Here is a 21,215-nt window from a genome sequence, read left to right as displayed (position 1 = left end):
ACAAAGGGCGCGCAGTCTTCCTGCGCGGGCGGCGCGTCCATGATGATGTAACTCTTTGGTGCGGCCGGCGCGGCGGCGTCGACCCGAAAGTAGCGGCGAAAGCTGGCATCGGCAGAGGCCAGCCTGACGCTGTCGGCGTTCAGTCCGTGCTGCGGGGCCAGGGCCGTCAGCCACTGGTGAAAGGCGCTGGCGCGCGCCGGGTCGGCCCAGGCAATAGAGGGTGCGGTCATGGTTCTTGAGCTCTTGCGGGGGTTGCTGCCATGCGCTCGCAAGGCAGGATGCGGGGGAAATGGAGGGTCATGGATAATCGGGCCTGCTTTTACCAACGGGTTTATCTCACATAAATGATGCGCCACGCATCCCAGTCGCCTTTTATTCTCTCCCCGGTCGCTCGCGCGGTCCTGGTGCTGGCTTTTTCCGCCGCGCTGGGGCTGGCCTGCGCCGGGCCGGTGCGCGCCCAGGCGCTGGCGGAAACGGCCGAGGCACCAGGCCCGGCCACGCTCAAAAGCACGCCCATGCTGGCCGAGGAAGTCTCCAACGCACCCGAGAACACCGGCCCCACGTTTGTGTTTGGCGACAAGCTGTCGGGGCGCCCCGACCTGGAAACCGTGATTGAAGGCAATGCCGAATTGCGCCGCGGCGCGACCTCGCTGCGCGCCGATCGCATCGAGTACTACCAGCCCGACGATCTGCTGACCAGCGTGGGCAATGTGCGCATCAACCGCGCCGGCAACCGCTTTGAAGGCCCCGAGCTGAAGATCCAGCTGGACCGCTTCGAGGGGTTTTTCACCACGCCGACCTACCGCTTCCTGAAAAACGGCGGCAATGGCCAGGCCGAGCGCGTCGACTTCATTGACGACAAACACCTGACGGCGCGGCGCGTGACCTACACCACCTGCGAGCGGGGCAACGAAGCCAGCTGGCAACCGGCCTGGGAACTGCGCGCCAGAAGCATCACGTTTGACCTCGACAAGGATGTCGGGGTGGCGACCGGGGCGGTGGTGCGTTTCAAGAATGTGCCGATTCTGGCGTTTCCCGTGGTGAGCTTTCCGCTCAGCGACAAGCGCAAGTCCGGCCTGCTGCCGCCAACGCTCAACGTGAGTTCGGTCGACGGCTTTTCGGTCCGCCAGCCGTATTACTTTGACATTGCGCCCAACCGTGACGCGACGTTTTCACCCGCCATCATGAGCAAGCGCGGCATTGACCTGGCCGGCGAGTTCCGCTATCTGGAGCCGGGCTACAAGGGCGAGCTGCGCGCCAGCGTGATGCCCTCGGACCAGTTGCGCGACCGCGACCGCTGGTCCTACAACTACCAGCATACCGGCGTTATCAACAGCGGGTTGCCGGCCGTGGGCAACTTGGGGCTGGCCCTGAACCTGAACCGCGTCAGTGACAACAACTACTGGCGCGATTTCCCGATTGCCAGCGGCTCGGTCACGCCGCGCCTGCTGCCCCAGGATGCGACCTTGTCATGGGGCAAGGGGTTTTTCTCCACCACGGCGCGTGCCCTGAAGTGGCAAACCCTGCAGGATCTGGACGCACCCATCGTTCCGCCCTACGACCGCCTGCCCCAGCTGACCGCCGCCTACACCCGCGTCGATGCGCCGCTGGCGGGCCTGGGCGTCCTCGGTGACGGCTTTGACTGGTCGGTGGCGGGCGACTACACCCGTTTTTCGGCCGACCAGCGCCTGACCAGGCAGCCCAACGGCAGCCGGGCGTTCACCCTGGCGCAGCTGAGCCGGCCGTGGCTCTGGCCGGCCGGCTTCATCACGCCCAAGGTGCAACTGCATGCCACCAGCTACCAGCTGGACAGCGCGCTGACAAGCGGCTCCATGATGGGCGCGACCTCGGCTTCCCGGGTGGTGCCCACCTTCAGCCTGGACAGCGGGCTGCAGTACGAGCGCGATGCCAGCCTGCTGGGCCGCAGCTTTACCCAGACCCTGGAGCCGCGCGCGTTTTATGTGCGCACGCCTTACCGCGACCAGAGCGGGCTGCCCAACTACGACTCGGGCGCCAACAGTTTTAACTTTGCGACGGTGTTCACCGAGAACGCGTTTGTCGGCAATGACCGCATTGCAGACGCCAACCTGCTCACGCTGGGCCTGACCTCCCGCTTGCTCGACCCCGCCACCGGTGCCGAGGCGGTGCGCGTGGGTGTGGCCCAGCGCCTGCGCTTTGAAGACCAGAAGGTGACCTTGCCCGGCGGCCTGCCCGTCACCGACCGCGTCAGCGACTTGCTGGCCGGCGCGTCAGTCAACTGGGTGCCGCAGTGGGCGTTTGACAGCACGGTGCAGTACAACCCCAAGACCCGGCAGTCCGAACGCGCGTCGGTGGGCGTGCGCTACAACCCCAGCGACTACCGCGTCATCAGTGCCGCGTTCCGGCGCCAGCGCGCCATCAGCGACAGCAAGCAGATTGACGTCGGCTGGCAGTGGCCCATCAACGACCTGTGGGGCGACAAGGGGCAAAATCTGGGGCCTGGCCGGGGCCAGGGCGGCGGGCGCTACTACAGCGTCGGGCGCTTGAACTACAGCGTGTTGGACAAAAAGCTGGTGGATGCGGTGGTAGGCATTGAATATGATGGCTGCTGCTGGATTGGCCGCGTGGTGCTTCAGCGCTCGCAAAACAGCATCACCACGTCCAACACCCGTATTTTGTTCCAGCTTGAAATGGTCGGCTTCTCGCGCGTCGGCGCCAGCCCTCTGGAAACCCTCAAAACCAATGTTCCGCGGTATCAAAACCTGCGGGACACCATCAGCACGCCCAGCCGCTTTACCACTTATGACTAACCAACGCTTTGCTACCGGATTCTTTCTGTCCCGGCCACGGGCGGCTGCACTGGCACTTGTGCTGGCGCTGCCCCTGATGGGCGCACAGGCCCAGGGCCTGCGGCCTTCGGGCAGCTTGCAGCGCGCAGTCCCTGCCGCCAGCACGGGCGCGTCCGCGCAGCGCACGGCTGATTTCATCGTCGCGGTGGTCAATTCCGAGCCGATCACCAACAACGAACTGCGCGCCAAGCTGCTGCGCACCGAGCAGCAACTGCTCCAGCAAGGCACGGCGGTGCCGCCCCGCAGCGAGCTGGTGCCGCAGTTGATCGAACGCATGATCAGTGACAAGGCGCAGCTGCAGATGGCGCGTGCCTCAGGCCTGCGTGTCGAGGACAGCGCGGTCGATGCCGCCGTCGAGTCCATCGCGCGCCAGAACCAGCTCTCTGTGGACGAGTTGCGCCGCCGGCTGCAAGCCGACGGCATTGACTACAACCAGTTTCGCTCGGAACTGCGCGACGAGTTGCTGGTGACCCGCCTGCGCCAGCGCGAAGTCGAGTCGCGGGTGACGGTGAGCGAGCAGGAAATTGACCAGTTTTTGCGCGACCAGCAAGGCAGCGCCGGAGCAGGAGCCGATTTGTCAGCGATGGCCCTGAATCTGGCTGAAATCCTGGTGGCGGTGCCTGAGAATGCCACGCCTGCCCAGGTCGCCGCACTGCAGGCCAAAGCCCAGCAGGTGCTCGAGCGTGCCCGCGGCGGTGCCGACTTCGCGGCGCTCGCCAACGAGTTTTCCAGCGCGCCTTCGCGCAGCAACGGCGGCCAGATGGGCTTGCGCACGGCAGACCGTTATCCGCCACTGTTTGTCGAGGCGACGCAGTCGCTGCGCGCAGGCGGTCTGGCCGGCCCGGTGCGCAGCGCGGCCGGCTTTCACATCCTGAAGGTGGTCGAAAAAAGGCAGGCGGGCGCGCCAGACGCCGTCATCACGCAAACCCGCGCGCGCCACATCCTGTTGCGGCCCACGCCCCCACTCAGCGAGGCCGCCGCGATCGAGAAACTGGCCGGCTTCAAAAAGCGCATCCTGGCAGGCCAGGCCGACTTTGCCGCACTGGCGCGCGAAAGTAGCCAGGACGGCTCGGCCAAGGAAGGCGGCGACCTGGGCTGGGCCAATCCGGGCATGTTCGTGCCCGAGTTTGAAAAGGTCATGAACAGCCTGTCGCCCAACCAGATTTCCGACCCCCTGGTGTCGCGCTTTGGCGTGCACCTGCTGCAGGTGCTGGAGCGGCGTGAAACCCAGCTCTCTGCGCGCGAGCAGCGCGACATCGCGCGCAACATGCTGCGCGAGAAAAAGCAGCAGGAAGCCTATGTCACCTGGGTTCAGGACGTCCGCGGCCGCGCCTATGTGGAGTTCCGGGACGCACCCCAGTGAACATGGCCCCCACGCTCTTCACTTCGTGTAATTCGCTGCCCCCCGAGGGGGCTGGCCTTGCTTGGGGCGGCCCGGCGCGGCGGCCGCTGGCCCTCCAGATCAACCCTCACGTGACCGAATCTCGCCTGCCATGAAACATATCCCGCGCAAGCGTTTTGGCCAGCATTTCCTGACGGACCGGCTGATCATTGAAGGCATCGTCGACGCGATTGCACCGCAGGCCGGCCAGGCCATGGTGGAGATCGGGCCCGGTCTGGCGGCGCTGACGCAGCCGCTGGTCGAGCGGCTGGGCCACCTGACGGTGATTGAGCTGGACCGCGACCTGGCGCAGCAGTTGCGCCAGCACCCCAAGCTCACCGTGGTCGAGTCCGACGTGCTGCGCGTGGATTTTGTCCATCTGGCTGAAGATATTGGCGGCGGTCGGCCCAAAATCCGCGTGGTCGGCAACCTGCCCTACAACATCTCCACGCCCATCCTGTTTCACCTGCTGGACGCGGTGGACGTGATTGAAGACCAGCACTTCATGCTGCAAAAGGAAGTGATTGACCGCATGGTGGCCGCGCCGTCGACCAGCGACTATGGCCGGCTCAGCGTGATGCTGCAGTGGCGCTACGCCATGGAAAACGTGCTGTTCGTGCCGCCGCAAAGCTTTGATCCGCCGCCGCGCGTCAACAGCGCCGTGGTGCGCATGGTGCCGCGGGCCGACCCGGTGGCGCTCGATGTCAGGCAGCTCAGCGAACTGGTGCGGGTGGCCTTCAGCCAGCGCCGCAAATTGCTGCGCCACACGCTGGGCCAGTGGCTTGCCGCGCGTGACTTTGCCGGCTCGTTTGATGTGCAGCGGCGCGCCGAAGAAGTGCCGGTGGCCGAATACCTGGCGCTGGCGCAGCAGGTTGCGACCAAGCCCGGGTAGCTTGTAAAAAGAGCTGCCTGCGCTCGATTGACAGGGGCCCGCGCCCGATTTGCGCATAAAAAAAGCCCGCTGTGACCAGCGGGCTTTTTTAGTTTCAAACTGAAGCGTGGATGTCAGGCTGCGGTGAGCCAGTACGCCGCGTTGAAGGGGCTGCTCATGCGCAGCGCCATCGGCGAGATATCTATCAGTTTGTCAGTAGGCATAGGCTCATCGCCTTCTGAAACTACTTGCAGGGCCTCATTCGCCCGATCCCCTTGGCCAATGTCTGGGGAGCGGGCTACAGAAAAGAATAGAAGCATCTGAACGGGATCTTGCGATCCGCCCAGTAGTCCGCGGCATCCCTGAAGATGTCGAGCAGTTGCTCGCGCGCTTCCTTGTCAAACTTGGCGTGCGCCGGAATTTGCTCCAGCACGACGATGAAGCCTGGCTGCGGGCCTGACTTGTGAACCAGGTCCGTCATGCAGTCGTACAGCGCATCGAAGTTCTTGCCGAAATGCGCCGGGAAGGTGTACTGCGCCGCAATCATGTCCAGGACTTCCTGCTTGTTCTGGGCATTGCCCAGGTTGGCGTACAGGAAATGCTGGTTCAGCTGCGTGGCGGCTTCTTGCAGTTCAGGCACGCGAAAGGCACGTATGGACTGCACGATGTTGGGCCGCACGCCGCGAAGAGGCGTTTCGTCCGGCTTGCGCACGGGCGAGTCTTCATTTTTACGAAGGAGCGATTCGCCCTGCTTGCGCAGTGGCGTTTCGTGGTCCTTACGAAGTGGTGTATCCATCTCCGCTTCTCTTTCTCTTAAGTCAAAATTCAAAATAACAACCACAGTTCAATTTACTGAACGATTCTGCGAAAACTCGCATAGTGGTCGTCGGTGTAATAACAGGCATCGGGGGCAGCGGGTTTGAAACCACCACAGACAATGCGCCGGGCGCCCCGGCTACGCTCACCGGGCGTTCTGACGGTGTATTCGCGGTAAAAGCCGCGCTGGCTGATGGGGAGAATTCGCTCCCGGTTGCCAAACACCACACCGTCTTTCTCGTGCCGAAACGGCCCACCCTCGTAAATCAGTGTCAGCATGCTGCGCCCTTGGGGAGGCAACTGAACAGCTTCGACCGTGCCCACCTGAGGCCCGAAAAACGGGCCTTTGGCATGCACTGCGCTGGGACTCAAGCTGCTCAGGCTGGCCAACACGACCAGCAGCACAGCCATGACAGCTGTGCGCCAATTCCACCCCTTGCGCACCATGAAAATCCCTTGTTTTTGAATCCGAAGTCAAGCAGCCGATTTCTCGGGTTAACCCTTAAATTTCAAGAGGGGTAGTTTGCCGCATGTGGGCTAAAAAAACAAGTGCTTGCTGAAAATTTCAGCACGGGGACAGGGGACAAGGGCAGAGCAAGTTAGCACTTGCTGCCCCTGTCGTCCTTATTTGGCCTAACGGGTTGCGTTGGCGTCCGCGACGGTGAGTGCCGTCATGTTGACAATGCGGCGCACGGTGGCCGTGGAAGTCAGGATATGCATGGGCTTGTTGGCGCCCAGCAGCACGGGGCCAATGGCGATATTGCCGCCGGCTGCGACCTTGAGCAGGTTGTAGGAAATGTTGGCGGCATCAATGTTGGGCAACACCAGCAAGTTGGCCTCGCCCGCCAGCGTGCTGTTGGGCATCATGGCGCCGCGTGCACCGGCGTCCAGCGCGACGTCGCCGTGCATTTCGCCGTCGACTTCCAGCCAGGGTGCATTTTCCCGCAGCAACTCCAGCACGCGGCGCATCTTCAGTGCGCTGGGCTGGTTGGACGAACCGAAGTTGGAGTGCGACAGCAGGGCCACCTTGGGCTTGATGCCAAAGCGCAGCATTTCCTCGGCCGCCATCACGGTGATCTCGGCCAGCTGTTCGGCCGTCGGGTCGTAGTTGACGTGGGTGTCGAGCAGGAAGACCTGGCGGCCCGGCAGCAGCAGGCCGTTCATGCAGGCGTAGGTGTTCACGCCTTCGCGCTTGCCGATGACCTGGTCCAGATAGTCCAGGTGGTGGGCCGTCGTGCCCCAGGTGCCGCAGATCAGGCCATCGACATCGCCCTTTTGCAGCAGCATGCCGGCAATCAGCGTGAGGCGGCGGCGCATTTCAATCTTGGCCATCTGCACCGTCACGCCGCGGCGCTCCATCATGCGGTGGTAGGTCTGCCAGAAGTCGCGGTAGCGGTGGTCCTGCTCGACGTTGACCACGTCGTAGTCGAGCTCTTCCCGCAGGCGCAGGCCAAACTTGGCAATGCGCTGCGCAATGATGGCCGGGCGGCCAATCAGGGTGGGCCGTGCCAGGCCCTCGTCCACCACGATCTGGCAGGCGCGCAGCACGCGCTCTTCCTCGCCCTCGGCATAGGCCACGCGTTTGCGGGCGGCAGCCTTGGCGGCCGCAAAAATCGGCTTCATCAGGGTGCCGGACGCATAGACAAAGCTTTGCAGCCGCTCGCGGTAGGCTGCCATGTCCTGCACCGGCCGCAGGGCCACGCCGCTGTCGGCGGCCGCCTGCGCCACGGCGGGCGCAATCTTCATCATCAGGCGCGGGTCAAACGGCTTGGGGATCAGGTAGTCGGGCCCGAACGCCAGTTGCTCGCCGGCATAGGCTGCCGCCACCACTTCGCTTTGCTCGGCCTGGGCCAGTTCGGCGATCGCGTGCACAGCCGCAATTTCCATCTCGATGGTGATGGTCGATGCACCGGCGTCCAGCGCCCCGCGAAAAATGTAGGGAAAGCACAGGACGTTGTTGACCTGATTCGGGTAGTCTGCGCGGCCGGTTGCCATAATGGCGTCATCGCGCACCAATTTGACCTCTTCGGGCGTGATCTCCGGTGTGGGGTTGGCCAGTGCAAAAATGATGGGACGGACCGCCATTTTCTGGACCATCTCTTTTTTGAGCACGCCACCCGCCGAAAGACCCAGGAAAATGTCGGCGCCCTCAATGATCTCGCCCAGCGTGCGCGCCGGCGTATTTTGCGCAAACTCGATCTTGTCTTCGTCCATCAGCTCGGTACGGCCTTCGTAGACCACGCCGGCCAGGTCGGTCACAAAGATGTTTTCGCGCGGAATGCCGAGCTTGACCAGCAGCTTCAGGCAAGCCAGCGCGGCGGCGCCCGCACCGGAAGTCACGAGCTTGACGCTTTTGGCGTCCTTGCCGACCACTTTGAGCGCGTTCAGGATCGCCGCGCCCACCGTGATGGCCGTGCCATGCTGGTCGTCGTGGAACACCGGAATCTTCATGCGCTTGCGCAGTTCGCGCTCGACGTAAAAGCAGTCTGGCGCCTTGATGTCTTCGAGGTTGATGGCGCCAAAGGTGGGCTCCAGCGCGGCAATGATGTCGACCAGCCTGGCCGGGTCTTTTTCGTCGATCTCGATGTCAAACACATCCACGCCGGCGAACTTCTTGAACAGCACGGCCTTGCCTTCCATGACCGGCTTGGACGCCAGCGGGCCGATGTCGCCCAGGCCCAGCACCGCCGTGCCGTTGGTCACCACCGCCACCAGGTTGCCGCGGCTGGTGTACTTGAACACCGCGTTCGGGTCCTTGACGATTTCCTCACAGGGCGCGGCCACGCCGGGCGAGTAGGCCAGCGACAGGTCGCGCTGGTTGGTCAGTTGCTTGGTCGCGGCGATGGCCAGTTTGCCGGGCGTCGGGAACTCATGGTACTCAAGCGCTGCGCGGTGCAGCTCGGCACGCTTTTCTTCACGGTTGTCAGGCGTCGTGGCGGTGGGTGTTGGCATTAAAAAGTCTCCAGCAGAACGGCCGGGGTGGCCGTCAATTTTTTCAAGTCTCGGGATTGTAGGACGTCGGCAGCGTCCCTCCCAGAGCCAAGTCCATGCAAAACAGGTGCTGCGCTTTTGACTTTTCAGGTAGCAAGCGCACGGAGCCGGGCTAAAGCGTCACCAGTTTGGACTGCGCCATGCGTTGCGCCGTTTGCGTGCCCGCCAGCACGAAGCCGCGCGGCAGGCCCGCATCGTCGATCCATTGCCAGATCCCCGGCGCAGGCGCGTTCCACTGGCCGGGCGTGCCGGGCTGGGGCGGCGCCACCACCAGCGGCAACGCCGGCGTCTTGACAGAAACCGGCATCAGCGCAAAGGCCAGCGTGGTCGGTGTACCCGCCAGGTTGGCCGCCAGCGCCCGGGCCGCCGCCATGATGGGCATGACGTAAGGCAGCGCCGAGCCGTGCGCCGACAGCGCCGAAGCCGCGCTGGCGTACTGCGCGTTGTCGCCCAGCGCAAATACATCCTGCGCACTCGTTTGCAGTTGCGTGTTGACCACAATCGCGCGGTCCACCTGCAGGCCAGCCGCCTGGGCCAGCAGCGTGTCGGCGCGCAGGCCAACGGCGCTCAGCACACCATGGGCCGCGAGTTCCTCGCCGCTGGCCAGCGACACCGCCAGCCCGCCGGCACCCGATGTCGCATTGACGGCGCGCACGGTGGTGCCCCAGTAAAAGCGCACGCCCAGCGCCTGCAGGGCTTGCTGCAGCGCGTCGCTGGCCGCTTCGGGCAGCAGCGCCGCCAGCGGCCGGGCGCCGGGGTCCACCACGCTGACGCGGTAACCGGCCTGGGCCAGGTCGTTGGCAAACTCGCATCCAATCAGGCCGGCGCCCATGATCAGCACATGCCGGTCCGGCTGGTCGGTGGCGGTCTGCAGGTGGGCGTGGAAAGCGGCAAAGTCCTGCAGCGAATTGACGCTGCGCACCTGGTCCGCGGCGTCGCCTTCCAGCGCAACGCGTATCGGCTGCGCGCCGGTGGCCAGCACCAGCTGGCGGTAGGCTTGCGTGCCGGCCGGCGTGGTAATGGTTTTTGCGGCTGTGTCGATGGCGCTGACCCGGGTGTGGGGCAGCAGCGTCACGTTTTGCGTGGCGGCCATTTTGTCGGCCGGCGTGCTGACCAGCTGCGCGGGCAGCTTGCCTTGGGCAAACGCGTTGGACAGCGACGGCTTGGCGTAGAAGTCGCCGCTGTCCGCCGTGATCAGCAGCACCGGCGTGGTGGTGTCCAGTTTGCGGAATTCACGCACGGTGGTCCAGCCTGCCAGGCCGGCGCCAATCACGATCACCGGCGCCATCATGCGTGCGCTCCGGATGGGGCTGGTAAATGGGCTCGGGCAAGTTGGGCCATCACGGACTCTTTCAATTCAAGGTGGAAGGAAGGTAGAAGGGCGCCAGAGCGAAACGCTGGTGCAACCAGCGGGCCTCCAGGGCTCAGATCTCGACCACTTCAAAGTCGGCCTTGGCGACGCCGCAGTCCGGGCATTCCCAGCTTTCGGGCACATCGGCCCAGCGCGTTCCGGCGGCAATGCCGTCTTCTGGGCGGCCCACTGTTTCGTCGTACACAAAGCCGCAAACGATGCAAAGATAGGTTTTCATGAGGGTTCCTGAAATTTTAGTAAAAAATGGCTTTGGCCCAATGTATACGGGCATGAAAAGCTATGAATAAAGGAGTAGATCCGGACCGGGTCAGGCGCTGACCTTGGCCAGCTGTGCCTTGTAGTGGTTCGCATGGCGCTCTTCGACCTTGGCCAGGGCGGCGAAACGCTTCTGGGCTTTTTCAAGCGTTGCCCTGAACTGGGCTGCATGCACCCTGGACTCTTCGATCTGCTCGTTCATCTCGGCGGCAGCGGCTGCATTTCCTTCGGCTTCGGCCGTGGCGCGAAAGCCTGGGTACATCTCGGTGTACTCGTAGGTTTCGCCGTCAATGGCAATTTGCAGCGCCTTGGCCGGTGTCATGCCAGCCTTGGGGTAGAGCAGGTCCAGGTGGCCAAACGCATGCATGACTTCCTGGTCGGCCGTGGCTTCAAAGGTTTTTGCGGTTTCCTCGTCGCCGGCTTCGCGCGCCAGCTTGGCGAAATAGCGGTACTTGATGTGCGCCATGGATTCGCCGGCAAAGGCGGCTTCCAGGTTGGCCATGGTCTTGATCTCGGGGCGTTGTGTGGTCATTGTGGGCTCCAGTGTTGTGTTGACAGTTGCTCGATCATAATCAAGTCCGATACAAATCTACAATTGAAATTAACTAATCAATTGATAGCGACTATCGAAAACGCCGCGCCCTCATCGCTTGACGTGCGTAAGCGTCAGCCCGACGCGCAAAAAAAACGGCACCCGAAGGTGCCGTTGCGCGCGGTCAGTCGCTGGTAAAAGCGGCTAACAGGCGGTTATCAGGCAGTGATCAGGCTGCTTTTACAGCGGCGGCGGACACGGCGTTGAGGTTGGACTCAACTGCTTGCGCGGCCTGCTTGGCGGCTTTTTGAGCTGATTCCATCGCGGTGTTGCTGGCTTCCAGGGTGCTCTTGAACAGCGCCACTGCGGCTTCGGAGCCGGCGGGTGCGTTTTTCAGCGAGCTTTCCACGAACGTGGTCACGGCTTTCTGGGATTCTGCGGCCTTGGATTCAAAGGCTTTGGTGAACTCGGCGCCGGTGCCCGACACGATTTCGTACACATGGCGGCTGTAAGCGGCTGATTTTTCAGCCAGGGGCTGGGCCAGGCCGGACTGAAGCTTGACAAATGCTTGTGGATCTTTGGCGCCGCCCAGGGCTTGCAGGTTGGCCAGCGATTCGGCCATGAGGGCCTTGCCAGCGGCCAGGTTCAGTTCAACCAGTTTTTCAAAGCCGGCGAAGGCTTTTTGTGACAGGCCGGCAAAGACGTCCAGGTTGGCTTGCTGGGTGGCGGTGAATTGTTCTGCTGCGTTTTTCATGGTGAGCTCCTTGGGGTGGTTAAAAATGTTGCACTGCAGCAATTAAACCATCATGGGATCCCGCTGGCAAGGGGCTGGGGGCGCCGCGCCCGCTATTAGTGCGCGCACCCCACTTTTGCGAAGCCAGCCCGCCGCTGGCTTCAATCGCCTGGCTGGGGCGAACGGTCAGGCGCCGACCAGGGCGCCATAGGCCTGGCGTGTCTCGGGTGCCACCGACGCCAGCACCTGCTCGTAACTGGTTTTGTGGCGCATCAGCACGCGCGCGGAGGCGACGGTTTTGGACTTGCAGAACCAGTGGCAGCTGTGCTGCATCAAAAACAGCTCGGCCGACAGCGCAAAGGCCTTGCCCTTGGGCGAGCGCCCAAGGCTGTTTTGCGCGGCCCGGGCAATGCCCTGTGCATGGATGTTCAAGAGCGTGCGCAGGTCAAAGGTCGCGCGCGGGAACAGCTTGTCGGCAAACGGCAGCGACACCGGCAGTTTGCTCACGCGCGTTTGCAGTTCCGGGACCCTGGAAAACTCTGCGGCGAAGCGGTTGAACTGGTCGCACAGTTTCAGCTCGGTGCTCTCCAGCAGCTGCCAGATCTGTTCGCGGCGCACCGGATCGTCTTCCGCCAGCGCCCGCAGGTAACCATCGGACAGGGTTTCCATCAGTTTTTCAATCTGATAGTTCCCCAGATGGCTGCCCAGCAAGCTAATGCGCCTGCGCTCGTCCTTTGATTTGAGCGTGTAGGCGCCGATGGCGATCAACATCGCCAGAACAAAAATATCCATGACTACTTCGGGTTGGCTGTCGTTTGAATGGTTGTCAAGTGTGCTTGTCGGGCAGCTGCCAGGACGTCACGCCGCCGAAAAACGGCCGCGCAGGTAGGCCACGATCTTGTCGGAGTCGTAGAGCCACTGGCTGCTGCCGGACGTATCGGTGATTTTCAGGCAGGGCACCTTGGCCTGCCCGCCGTGCTGCAGCAAGGCGGCCCGGTCCGGGCCTTGCGGCTGCGCGTCAACGCGCTGGATGTCCAGCGACAAGCGGCGCATTTCCTGCCGCACCTTGATGCAAAAAGGGCAGGTCTTGTACTGGTACAGCACCAGGCTTTGGCACTGCTGGTCCACGCTTTGCTGCGCCGCCTGGGGCCGGATCAGGCCCTTGGGCTGGGTCAGGCGCTCCTTGAGCAGCACCACCGGACCCAGCACGACGCGCAGGGTTCTGAAAAAGAATCGGATAAAGGTTTTCATGGTCAATGTTAAACGCAAGGCCGGCGTCGCCGCCCGGCCCGCGGTCAGACCTGGTTCGGCAGCGCCCAGGGCGTTCCTCCTGCGGCCAGCGTTTCGCCTTTTCGTTCAACCACCAGACCATAGGCTTCGGGCCGTCGGTGCAGGTCGAAGTTGAAGGTGGAGCGCTTGTAAATGGCGCAAAAATCCAGGTCGCAGCGGGCAATCGCCACTTCGTCGCCCTTGGTGATGCAGCGCGCCACCACCTCGCCCGAGGGCGCGACGATGCAGCTGCCGCCTATGCTGTCCACGCCTTCTTCCAGGCCGGCCTTGGCCACGCCCACCACCCAGGTGCCGTTCTGGTAGGCGCCGGCCTGCATCGACAGCTGGTTCTGGAAAAGCGACAAGTCGTCGTGCTGCGGCGCCGGCGCGTTGTGCACGGGCGTGTTGTAGCCGATCAGCACCATCTCTGCGCCCTGCAGCGCCATGACGCGGTAGGTCTCGGCCCAGCGCCTGTCGTTGCAGATCGCCATGCCAAAAATGCCGCCGAAGGCCTTGGTCACGCCAAAATGCTTGCCGGGGGTGAAGTAGCGCTTTTCAAGATGCTGGAAGCGCCGCCATGGCTCGTGCTCGGCGTGGCCCGGCAAATGCACCTTGCGGTATTTGCCGATGACCTTGCCCTCGCGGTTAACGAGGATGGAGGTGTTGTAGCGCACCGCCTTTCCGTCTTCCTGCGCCAGTTCGGCATAGCCCAGGTAAAAGCCCACGGCCAACTCGCGCGCCAGGTCAAACAGCGGCTGCGTTTCAGCCGACGGCATGTCGCGCTCGAAAAAGCGGTTGATCTCTTCCTCGTCCTCGATGTACCAGCGCGGGAAAAAGGTGGTCAGCGCCAGTTCTGGGAAAACCACCAGGTGCGCGCCCAGCGCGTGCGCTTCACGCATCAGGGCGCACAGGCGGCCTACCACCTGCTGGCGCGAATCCGCGCGCTGGATCGGGCCCAGCTGGCCCAGCGCCACATTGACAAATCGGGACATTGCAAAACTCCAGTCAAATAAAAATAGAGGGGAATTCAAGCGTCGCGCTGGGCCAGCCGTACCAGTACCTGCAGCAAGACCTGCGCGCCCAGCGCCAGGTCGTCGGGTTCGGTGAACTCGTTCACGTTGTGGCTCAGCCCGTTGACGCTGGGTACAAAAATCATGCCGCTGGGGCAGACCCGCGCCAGCATTTGCGCGTCGTGCCCGGCGCCGCTGGGCAGGCGCAGCGCAGGCAAGCCCAGCGCCTGCGTTTCCTGCGCGATCAGCGCGGTCACCATCGGGTCGAACACCACCGGCTCGAAGCGGGCCAGGCGCCGGTGGCTGCAGGCAACCCCTTGCGCGGCCGCGCACTGCGCGGCGAACGCCTGCACCTCGGCCTCGGCGCGGGCCAGCGTGGCCTCGTCGGTGTGGCGCAAATCCACGGTGAACACGGCGCGATGGGCAATCACGTTGATCAGGTTGGGCGACAGCTGGATAGAGCCCACGGTCGCCAGCTGCGGGCCGCCGTGACGCAGGGCCAGTTCATGCACGAACGCCGCGATGCGCACCGCCGCCACGCCCGCGTCATGGCGCAGCGCCATGGGCGTGGTGCCGGCGTGGTTGGACACGCCTTCGATGGTGAACTCGGTCCATGAAATGCCCTGCACGCCCTCGACCACGCCGATCCGCAGACCTTGCTGGTGCAGCACTGGCCCCTGCTCGATGTGCAACTCCACGAAGCTGTCCACCACGGGGCAACCGACCGCCGCCGGCCCCTGGTAGCCGATGCGCTGCAGTTCTTCTTCCACGGTGTAGCCGTCCGTGGCGCGGGTGGCCAGCGCCTCTGCCAGCGGCAGGCCGCCCACGTATACCAGGCTGCCCATCATGTCGGGTTGAAAGCGCGCGCCTTCCTCGTTGGTGAAGAACGCCACCGCAATCGGGCGGCGCAGGCGCACGCCGGCCTCCTGCAGCGTCGCCACCACCTCCAGCCCGGCCAGCACGCCGTAGTTGCCGTCGTACAGCCCGCCGGTGCGCACGGTGTCGATGTGGGAGCCCGTCATCACCGGCGCCAAGTCCTTGGTGTCCGCGGTGCCGGCGTAAATGGCCGTGACATTGCCGATGGCGTCGATGGTGACGGCCATTCCGAGCGCGCGCATGCGCGCCACCGTCCAGTCGCGGCCCAGCCGGTCCGCGTCGGTCAGCGCCAGCCGGTTCACGCCGCCGCCGGCCAGCGCGCCGACTTGCCCCAGCGCGGCCAGGCTTTCCATCAGCCGTGCGGGGCTGATTTTCAAATCAGGAACGGTGCTCATGCCGCCGTCCCGTCCAGCACATCGGCTGCGCTGGCGCCCACCAGTTGCCGGTACAGCGCCGGGTCGGTGTCGGCTTCGCTGCCAAAGAACAAGATCCGGCTTTCGGCATCCAGTCCGAACGCAGCCCTGGCCTGCGGGCCGCGCGCAATGCCGATGGCCGCCGCCAGCCCGGCCACGGCCGATTCACCGGCCACGATGGCCGCATCCTGGCCGGGCGGGCGCGCCAGCAGCTGCATCACCGCCACGGCTGCAGCGTCGTCCACGGTGCAAAAGGCGTTGGCGCCGCGCTCCAGCGTTTCCCAGGCCAGCAGCGACACCTCGCCGCAGGCCAGGCCGGCCATCAGCGTGTCCAGTTCGCCGGTGACCGCCGTAAGTTTGCCGTTGCGCGCGCTTTGCAGCAGGCAGTCGGCGCGGGTGGGTTCCACCACGGCAAAGAAAGGGCGCTGCTGCGCGTCGCGCTCCCAGAAATACGCGCAGACGGCGGCGGCCAGTCCACCCACGCCGGCCTGTACAAAGACATGCGTGGGCCAGGCGCCGAGCTGCTGTACGGCTTCCTGAACCATCAACTGGTAGCCCTGCATGACATCGCGCGGAACGTCCATGTAGCCGGGGTAGGAGGTGTCGGAAATGACATGCCGGCCGTTGGCCCGGGCATCGTGGTCGGCCTGCCGCACGGCGTCGTCGTAGTTGCCCGTGGTGCGCACCACCTGCGCGCCAAAGCGTTCGATGGCCTGCCTGCGCCCTTCGCTGACGGTGGCGTGGATATAGATCACGCAGCGGCAGCCGAACAGCTGCGCGCCCCAGGCCACCGAGCGGCCATGGTTGCCGTCGGTGGCGCAGGTCACGGTGATGCCGGCGCAGGCCTGGCGCAATGTGCCCTGGAGCAGCTCGGACGGCTGCACGTCCCGGCCCAGCCGCTGCCCCAGCACGCGGCACAGCTGCCGGCCCACGGCGTAGGCGCCGCCCAGGGCCTTGAAGCTGCCCAGGCCGAAGCGCGCGCCTTCGTCCTTGTAGTGAATGGCGGCCACGCCCAGCGCATCGGCCAGGTCGCCCAGTGCATGCTGCGGCGTGACCCGGTAGCCGGGCCAGGCGGTGATTTCCTGCTCGGCACTGGCCAGCGCGCCGGCGTTGAGGATGCGGGCGCGCTGCGCGCCATAGGGCTCCTCGCGCTGGAAGGCCGGGTTCAGAAAATAGCCGGTTGAAATGGAGGGCAGCTTGTGCATGGGAGTGCTCACAGGGTGTGGTTTAAGAATCAGTTTCAAGATCGCCGAGCGCCGCATGCAGGCGCTCGATGCGGGACAGGCGGTCGCGCGCCTGTCTGGGTGCGCGCGCTGCCATGGCCGTGGCCAGGAAATTCAGGAGGCTGACGGCCGTGACGTAGGAGTCAAACACCTGCTCGGTCTGGCTGGGGCAGTGCAGAACGGCGGCGGCCTGGCTGGCCAGCGCAGACAGCGGGGTGTCGGTCAGCAGCAGCACGCGGGCGCCGCTGCTCCTGGCGGCCGCCACAACTCGCGGCAGCCGGCTGGTGCGCCGGCGAAAGTCCACGGCCAGCAGCAGGTCCTTGTCAGGTAGGTCGGCCAGAAACTCCGCTTCACGGCCTGACAGCTCGTTGAGCAGGTTCACGTCAGGCCGTACCTGCGACAGCAGGGCGCTGGCGTAAAACGCCGTCATGCAGCCGTTGCGGTAGCCCACGATCCAGACCCGGCGCGCCTGCACCAGCAAGGCCAGCGCCTGCTCCAGCGCTTGCTCCGGGAGGTCGTCGAGCAGGCGGTTCAGGCGCGCCACATCGCCCTGCACATGCGCCTGCAGGCGGGCCGATTCCGATTGACGCGCAGGCGCCCGGCCTATGCGGGCCAGCGGCGACTGCTGCGACACCTGGGCGCGGACCTGCTGGCGAAAGTCGCTGAAGCCGGCGTAACCCAGGCGGCGAAAGAACCGCGCCGCGCTGGCCTTGGACGCGCCGGCCAGGCCCGCCAGCTCGGTCGCGGAATAGGCCAGCAAATCCTTCTTGTTGGCGATCACCACGTCCGCCAGCCGCCGGTCCGTGACCGACAGCTGGTCGTAGACCTTGCGCAGCCGCGCATCAAGTGATTTTGGTGAGTCTGGTGATTCGGTTTTCTGTTTCATGTCATGGCGCCTGGTTTGTGCATGCATCCCCAATTCGATGCATGGCATGCACAAGTTTGAAACATAAGTTCCAATTTATTGGAAATTGAGAAATTATTGTTTCACGCATCATGCGCCTGTCTAGCAAGACCAATGCCCAGCACGTGGCGCTTGCCCTGTGCAGGGGGCAAGCCGGCCCATCTGAAGGCCGTTATGCGCACATGGCATGCAATTTGCCTAATGCGCTTGTGTTCATCAATTTTCTGGAAAGCCCCTCCATCATGAAATTCAAGTTCGCCACCGCACTGACCGGCCTGCTCGCCGGCCTCGCCCTGTTGACCTCGGTGTCGGCCCAGGCCGATGATTCGCTGAGCGCCGTCATGGCCAAGAAGTCCATCTCGCTGGGCATCGCGACCGACTTTCCGCCCTACGGCTTCATGGGTCCCGACTTCAAGCCGCAGGGCCTGGATGTGGCGGTGGCGCAGTTGATTGCCGACAAGCTGGGCGTGAAGGCCGACATGACGCCGGTCAGCACGCCCAACCGGATTCCCTATCTGCAGACCCGCAAAATCGACCTGATCGTTTCAGCGCTGGGCAAGAACGCCGAGCGGGCCAAGGTGATTGACTTCTCGGTCGCCTATGCGCCGTTCTACCAGGCTATTTTTGGCCCCAAGGCGCTCAGCATCAAGGGCTACCAGGACCTGTCGGGCAAGTCGATTGCCGTGACGCGCGGCACCATCCAGGATGACATCCTGCAGCAGGTGGCGCCGCCCACGCTGAAGATCCAGCGCTTTGAAGACGACAGCGCGACCGTGGCCGCTTTCGTGTCGCAGCAAACGCAGCTGCTGGCCACCGGCGCCGCCGTGGCCGGGGTCGCGATCCAGAAGAACCCGCAGGTCCAGGCTGAGTACAAGCTGCTGCTCAAGGACTCGCCCAATTTCATCGGCGCGCGCCAGGGTGAAAAGGCCCTGCTCGACAAGGTCAACGAGATCCTGCGCCAGGCCAAGGCCGACGGCACGCTCAACAGCTATGCGCAGCGCTGGCTCGGTCGCGGCCTGGGCGACCTGCCGGAATAAGGCCACGGGGGACGCTGTTTCACCCCACCAAACTTCACGTTTACTTTTTTGATCCACCAACCATCCTGACACCATGAGCCTTGATTTTTTTGTGGTGCTGGCGCAGTGGCCCATGCTGCTCAAGGGCCTGGCGCTGACCTGCCTGCTGACGGCGATTGCCGCGCCGGTGGGCAGCTGCCTGGGCATTGCCTGCGCGTGGGCGCGGCTGCATGGCCCGGCCTGGCTGCAGGTGGTGGTGGGCAGCTATGTGGAACTGATCCGCAACACGCCGTTCATCATCCAGCTGTTCTTCATCTTTTTTGGCCTGCCCGCCCTGGGCGTGAAGCTGTCGGCCGAGACGGCCAGCATCCTGGCCATGGTCCTGAACCTCGGCGCTTATGCCTGCGAGATCGTTCGCGCCGGCATCGAGTCCACGCACCCGGGCCAGATCGAAGCGGCCAAGAGCCTGGCGCTGAACCGCTGGCAAATCTTCACCCGCGTGGTGCTGCCGCCGTCGCTGGCGCGCGTCTGGCCGGCGCTGGTCAGCCAGATCATCATCGTGATGCTGGGCTCGGCCGTCTGCGGGCAGATATCGACCGAGGAAATCTCCTACGCCGCCAACCTGATTTCCAGCCGGACCTTTCGCAGCATGGAGTCCTACATCGTCGTCACCATCGCCTACCTGGGCCTGGCGGTCCTGCTGCGGCAGGCGCTGAACTGGGCCGGGCCGCGTTTCATTTTCGGCCGCTGAACCAGAAAGGCACCCATGGTTGATTTTTCCTTGTGGGACATCGCGCGCAACCTGCTGCTGGCCCTGCGCTGGACGGTCGGCCTGTCGCTGATCGCCTTTGCCGGCGGCGGCCTGGTCGGGCTGCTGCTGCTCGTCGCCAGGCTGTCCAGGCTGCCGGGCGCGGCGCCCGCAGTGGCGCTGTACGTGCAAATTTTCCAGGGCACGCCGCTGCTGATGCAGCTGTTCCTGACCTATTTCGGCCTGTCGATGCTGGGGGTTGATACCTCGGCGCTGTTTGCCGCGTCGGTCTGCCTCACGCTCTACGCCAGCGCCTATTTCACCGAGATCTGGCGCGGCTGCGTGCTGTCGATTCCGCGCGGCCAGTGGGAAGCGGCGGCCAGCCTGGCCATGAACTTTCGCGAGCAGCTGCGCTACATCGTGCTGCCCCAAGCCACGCGCATGGCCATCGCGCCCACGGTGGGTTTCCTGATCCAGATCATCAAGGGCACGGCGCTGGCCTCGGTGATCGGCTTCGTTGAAATCACCAAGGCCGGCCAGATGATTGCCAACGCCACCTACGAGCCCTTCCTGGTCTACGGCTGCGTCGGCCTGCTGTATTTCACGCTGTGCTTCCCGCTGTCGGTCTGGAGCCGCCACCTTGAACGAAAACTCAGCCCCCGGCACTGAAGGCAACATCCCATGACCCTCGCTACCAACACAACCAACATACCCAGGACCATCCCGCTGGTGGACATTCGCGGCCTGCGCAAGCGCTATGGCACGAACGAAGTCCTCAAGGGCATCGACCTGCAAATCGAGCGCCGCGAGGTGGTCTGCATCATCGGCAAGAGCGGCTCGGGCAAGAGCACGCTGCTGCGCTGCATCAACGGCCTGGAGGAGTTCCAGGAAGGCGCGCTCACGGTGCATGGCCAGCCGCTCAAAATCCACGACCCGCACGCCATGCGCGAACTGCGCCAGAACGTCGGCATGATCTTCCAGAGCTTCAACCTGTTCCCGCACCTCACGGTCGGCCAGAACGTGATGCTCGCGCCCATGCTGGTCAAGGCCCTGCCCAAGCCGCAGGCGCGCCAGCGCGCCGAAAAGCTGCTGGCGCGCGTCGGGCTGGCTGAAAAGTTTGACCACCGGCCCGAGCAGTTGTCGGGCGGGCAGCAGCAACGCGTGGCCATTGCCCGCGCGCTGGCCATGGACCCCGAGGTGCTGCTGTGCGACGAAGTCACCTCCGCGCTGGACCCCGAGCTGGTCGGCGAGGTGCTGCAGGTGGTGGAAGACCTGGCCGGGCAGGGCATGACGCTGGTGCTGGTGACGCACGAGATGAACTTCGCCCGCAAGGTCAGCGACCGCGTGGTCTTCATGCACCAGGGCAAGGTCCATGAAATGGGGCCGCCGGAAGCGCTTTTCAGCCGCCCGCAAACGCCGGAGTTGCAGCAGTTTTTGTCGGCCCTGTGAGGCGGCGGGCGTTTGCCATCACCCCTGCATCGAGGCCTCGATTTCATCGGCCTTGACCGGGTACACATAGCGGTCGGGCTCTATTTTCAGCACCATGCCGGGGCCGTAGCAGCGGTTGCAGTTCCGCCAGCGATTTGTCGGGCTACCCGGTGTTTGAAGAGGCATTCAGCCGGGGGAATCGGTGCGGGAGCTGAAAAAGACGTTTGATTGAGCGGTCTTGGGCTGAGTAAAAAGGCGAATTCATAGGACCGCTTTGCAGCGATTGCCGACTGTCACTTCGGAAACCCGGCCATCTGGTTGCTGCCGCATAGCGGTCGCTCAGCACCAAGAAGAGCGGCCCGTCAACGGTTGAGTTCAGCCGCGTGCGGGGGGCGCAGCCCGGAGCGCGTCGGCTGGAACGAATGGTTAGGCCGCACGTTGAGCTCGCGCCGCGCTCGCATACGCCTCTTCGACTCTGCGACGGTCTTCTGGATCGCTGTTCTGTGAAAGGAGAATATCCCGGTCCGACTTCAACCGGTTGCCACAGCC

General features: G+C 64.2%; 21 protein-coding genes and 1 pseudogene. 7 read left to right on the top strand and 15 right to left on the bottom strand.

Features of this window, described 5'->3' with window-relative positions; genetic code table 11:
* Positions 1–230 (bottom strand): annotated as a pseudogene (locus IV091_RS16190) (aminoglycoside phosphotransferase); the annotation flags it as partial.
* 117 nt (positions 231–347) lie between these two features.
* Here IV091_RS16190 and IV091_RS16185 point away from each other — a divergent pair.
* From IV091_RS16185 to rsmA, 3 genes are all read left to right on the top strand, one after another.
* Positions 348–2,789 (top strand): LPS-assembly protein LptD, encoded by a 2,442-nt coding sequence (locus IV091_RS16185; protein ID WP_293470287.1) that lies wholly within the window; start codon positions 348–350, stop codon positions 2,787–2,789.
* Positions 2,782–4,191, top strand: coding sequence for a peptidylprolyl isomerase (locus IV091_RS16180; protein ID WP_293470284.1), 1,410 nt, complete (start codon positions 2,782–2,784; stop codon positions 4,189–4,191). Before IV091_RS16185 ends, IV091_RS16180 begins: the two co-directional genes overlap by 8 nt.
* 130 nt (positions 4,192–4,321) lie before the next feature.
* The gene (rsmA, locus tag IV091_RS16175; RefSeq protein ID WP_293470283.1) at positions 4,322–5,101 is read left to right on the top strand and encodes a 16S rRNA (adenine(1518)-N(6)/adenine(1519)-N(6))-dimethyltransferase RsmA; all 780 of its coding nucleotides are present in this window, start codon (positions 4,322–4,324) and stop codon (positions 5,099–5,101) included.
* A gap of 277 nt (positions 5,102–5,378) precedes the next feature.
* Here rsmA and IV091_RS16170 read toward each other — a convergent pair whose 3' ends face one another.
* The 13 genes from IV091_RS16170 to IV091_RS16110 all read right to left on the bottom strand — a co-directional run bounded on the left by IV091_RS16170 (position 5,379) and on the right by IV091_RS16110 (position 17,456).
* Entirely contained in the window at positions 5,379–5,876 is a 498-nt protein-coding gene (locus tag IV091_RS16170) for a barstar family protein (protein WP_293470282.1), read from the bottom strand.
* Between the two features lie 53 nt (positions 5,877–5,929).
* Positions 5,930–6,307, bottom strand: coding sequence for a ribonuclease domain-containing protein (locus IV091_RS16165; protein WP_293470281.1), 378 nt, complete (start codon positions 6,305–6,307; stop codon positions 5,930–5,932).
* Positions 6,308–6,529: 222 nt separating this feature from the next.
* On the bottom strand, positions 6,530–8,848 hold the full coding sequence (locus tag IV091_RS16160) for an NADP-dependent malic enzyme (RefSeq protein WP_293470280.1): 2,319 nt from the start codon (positions 8,846–8,848) through the stop codon (positions 6,530–6,532).
* 151 nt (positions 8,849–8,999) lie between these two features.
* Positions 9,000–10,178 (bottom strand): FAD-dependent oxidoreductase, encoded by a 1,179-nt coding sequence (locus tag IV091_RS16155; RefSeq protein ID WP_293470279.1) that lies wholly within the window; start codon positions 10,176–10,178, stop codon positions 9,000–9,002.
* Positions 10,179–10,311: 133 nt separating this feature from the next.
* Complete coding sequence (locus tag IV091_RS16150) at positions 10,312–10,476, bottom strand: rubredoxin (RefSeq protein ID WP_293470278.1); 165 nt, start codon at positions 10,474–10,476, stop codon at positions 10,312–10,314.
* A 90-nt stretch (positions 10,477–10,566) separates the two neighbouring features.
* Positions 10,567–11,046 (bottom strand): rubrerythrin family protein, encoded by a 480-nt coding sequence (locus IV091_RS16145; RefSeq protein ID WP_293470277.1) that lies wholly within the window; start codon positions 11,044–11,046, stop codon positions 10,567–10,569.
* Between the two features lie 229 nt (positions 11,047–11,275).
* Positions 11,276–11,800: a phasin family protein gene (locus IV091_RS16140; protein WP_293470276.1), complete on the bottom strand. Its 525-nt coding sequence runs from the start codon at positions 11,798–11,800 to the stop codon at positions 11,276–11,278.
* 165 nt (positions 11,801–11,965) lie between these two features.
* Positions 11,966–12,571, bottom strand: coding sequence for a hypothetical protein (locus IV091_RS16135; RefSeq protein WP_293470275.1), 606 nt, complete (start codon positions 12,569–12,571; stop codon positions 11,966–11,968).
* A gap of 66 nt (positions 12,572–12,637) precedes the next feature.
* Positions 12,638–13,030 carry a glutathione S-transferase N-terminal domain-containing protein gene (locus tag IV091_RS16130; RefSeq protein WP_293470274.1) on the bottom strand — a complete coding sequence of 131 codons (393 nt, stop codon included), beginning with the start codon at positions 13,028–13,030 and terminating at the stop codon, positions 12,638–12,640.
* A gap of 44 nt (positions 13,031–13,074) precedes the next feature.
* Positions 13,075–14,040: an N-carbamoyl-D-amino-acid hydrolase gene (locus IV091_RS16125; protein ID WP_293470273.1), complete on the bottom strand. Its 966-nt coding sequence runs from the start codon at positions 14,038–14,040 to the stop codon at positions 13,075–13,077.
* 35 nt (positions 14,041–14,075) lie between these two features.
* Positions 14,076–15,329, bottom strand: coding sequence for a Zn-dependent hydrolase (locus IV091_RS16120; RefSeq protein WP_293470272.1), 1,254 nt, complete (start codon positions 15,327–15,329; stop codon positions 14,076–14,078).
* Positions 15,326–16,552 (bottom strand): diaminopropionate ammonia-lyase, encoded by a 1,227-nt coding sequence (locus IV091_RS16115; protein ID WP_293470286.1) that lies wholly within the window; start codon positions 16,550–16,552, stop codon positions 15,326–15,328. The genes IV091_RS16120 and IV091_RS16115 overlap by 4 nt, the downstream gene beginning before the upstream one ends.
* A gap of 22 nt (positions 16,553–16,574) precedes the next feature.
* Entirely contained in the window at positions 16,575–17,456 is an 882-nt protein-coding gene (locus IV091_RS16110) for a MurR/RpiR family transcriptional regulator (protein WP_293470271.1), read from the bottom strand.
* Between the two features lie 260 nt (positions 17,457–17,716).
* Between IV091_RS16110 and IV091_RS16105 the strand changes: the two genes are divergently transcribed.
* The 4 genes from IV091_RS16105 (at position 17,717) to IV091_RS16090 (ending at position 20,687) form a co-directional block, all read left to right on the top strand.
* Positions 17,717–18,511, top strand: coding sequence for a transporter substrate-binding domain-containing protein (locus tag IV091_RS16105; protein WP_293470285.1), 795 nt, complete (start codon positions 17,717–17,719; stop codon positions 18,509–18,511).
* Between the two features lie 73 nt (positions 18,512–18,584).
* On the top strand, positions 18,585–19,241 hold the full coding sequence (locus IV091_RS16100; RefSeq protein WP_293470270.1) for an amino acid ABC transporter permease: 657 nt from the start codon (positions 18,585–18,587) through the stop codon (positions 19,239–19,241).
* A gap of 15 nt (positions 19,242–19,256) precedes the next feature.
* Positions 19,257–19,907, top strand: coding sequence for an amino acid ABC transporter permease (locus IV091_RS16095; protein WP_293470269.1), 651 nt, complete (start codon positions 19,257–19,259; stop codon positions 19,905–19,907).
* Positions 19,908–19,919: 12 nt separating this feature from the next.
* Entirely contained in the window at positions 19,920–20,687 is a 768-nt protein-coding gene (locus IV091_RS16090; protein WP_293470268.1) for an amino acid ABC transporter ATP-binding protein, read from the top strand.
* An 18-nt stretch (positions 20,688–20,705) separates the two neighbouring features.
* Here IV091_RS16090 and IV091_RS16085 read toward each other — a convergent pair whose 3' ends face one another.
* Positions 20,706–20,852 carry a hypothetical protein gene (locus tag IV091_RS16085; RefSeq protein ID WP_293470267.1) on the bottom strand — a complete coding sequence of 49 codons (147 nt, stop codon included), beginning with the start codon at positions 20,850–20,852 and terminating at the stop codon, positions 20,706–20,708.
* Between the last annotated feature and the right edge of the window lie 363 nt (positions 20,853–21,215).

It is taken from the genome of Polaromonas sp., assembly GCF_018780625.1.
Taxonomy (GTDB): Bacteria; Pseudomonadota; Gammaproteobacteria; order Burkholderiales; family Burkholderiaceae_C; genus Polaromonas.
Note: the sequence above shows the minus strand (reverse complement) of the source record. Positions and strands in the feature narration are given on the sequence as shown.

Coding starts and splice junctions, on each gene's coding strand:
- IV091_RS16160 (WP_293470280.1), bottom strand. CDS start 8,848: ATGCCAACACCCACCGCCACGACGCCTGACAACCGTGAAGAAAAGCGT.
- IV091_RS16185 (WP_293470287.1), top strand. CDS start 348: ATGCGCCACGCATCCCAGTCGCCTTTTATTCTCTCCCCGGTCGCTCGC.
- IV091_RS16180 (WP_293470284.1), top strand. CDS start 2,782: ATGACTAACCAACGCTTTGCTACCGGATTCTTTCTGTCCCGGCCACGG.
- IV091_RS16165 (WP_293470281.1), bottom strand. CDS start 6,307: ATGGCTGTGCTGCTGGTCGTGTTGGCCAGCCTGAGCAGCTTGAGTCCC.
- IV091_RS16140 (WP_293470276.1), bottom strand. CDS start 11,800: ATGAAAAACGCAGCAGAACAATTCACCGCCACCCAGCAAGCCAACCTG.
- IV091_RS16125 (WP_293470273.1), bottom strand. CDS start 14,040: ATGTCCCGATTTGTCAATGTGGCGCTGGGCCAGCTGGGCCCGATCCAG.
- IV091_RS16135 (WP_293470275.1), bottom strand. CDS start 12,571: ATGGATATTTTTGTTCTGGCGATGTTGATCGCCATCGGCGCCTACACG.
- IV091_RS16115 (WP_293470286.1), bottom strand. CDS start 16,552: ATGCACAAGCTGCCCTCCATTTCAACCGGCTATTTTCTGAACCCGGCC.
- IV091_RS16105 (WP_293470285.1), top strand. CDS start 17,717: ATGAAATTCAAGTTCGCCACCGCACTGACCGGCCTGCTCGCCGGCCTC.
- IV091_RS16120 (WP_293470272.1), bottom strand. CDS start 15,329: ATGAGCACCGTTCCTGATTTGAAAATCAGCCCCGCACGGCTGATGGAA.
- IV091_RS16145 (WP_293470277.1), bottom strand. CDS start 11,046: ATGACCACACAACGCCCCGAGATCAAGACCATGGCCAACCTGGAAGCC.
- IV091_RS16110 (WP_293470271.1), bottom strand. CDS start 17,456: ATGAAACAGAAAACCGAATCACCAGACTCACCAAAATCACTTGATGCG.
- IV091_RS16085 (WP_293470267.1), bottom strand. CDS start 20,852: ATGCCTCTTCAAACACCGGGTAGCCCGACAAATCGCTGGCGGAACTGC.
- IV091_RS16170 (WP_293470282.1), bottom strand. CDS start 5,876: ATGGATACACCACTTCGTAAGGACCACGAAACGCCACTGCGCAAGCAG.
- IV091_RS16095 (WP_293470269.1), top strand. CDS start 19,257: ATGGTTGATTTTTCCTTGTGGGACATCGCGCGCAACCTGCTGCTGGCC.
- rsmA (WP_293470283.1), top strand. CDS start 4,322: ATGAAACATATCCCGCGCAAGCGTTTTGGCCAGCATTTCCTGACGGAC.
- IV091_RS16100 (WP_293470270.1), top strand. CDS start 18,585: ATGAGCCTTGATTTTTTTGTGGTGCTGGCGCAGTGGCCCATGCTGCTC.
- IV091_RS16130 (WP_293470274.1), bottom strand. CDS start 13,030: ATGAAAACCTTTATCCGATTCTTTTTCAGAACCCTGCGCGTCGTGCTG.
- IV091_RS16090 (WP_293470268.1), top strand. CDS start 19,920: ATGACCCTCGCTACCAACACAACCAACATACCCAGGACCATCCCGCTG.
- IV091_RS16155 (WP_293470279.1), bottom strand. CDS start 10,178: ATGATGGCGCCGGTGATCGTGATTGGCGCCGGCCTGGCAGGCTGGACC.
- IV091_RS16150 (WP_293470278.1), bottom strand. CDS start 10,476: ATGAAAACCTATCTTTGCATCGTTTGCGGCTTTGTGTACGACGAAACA.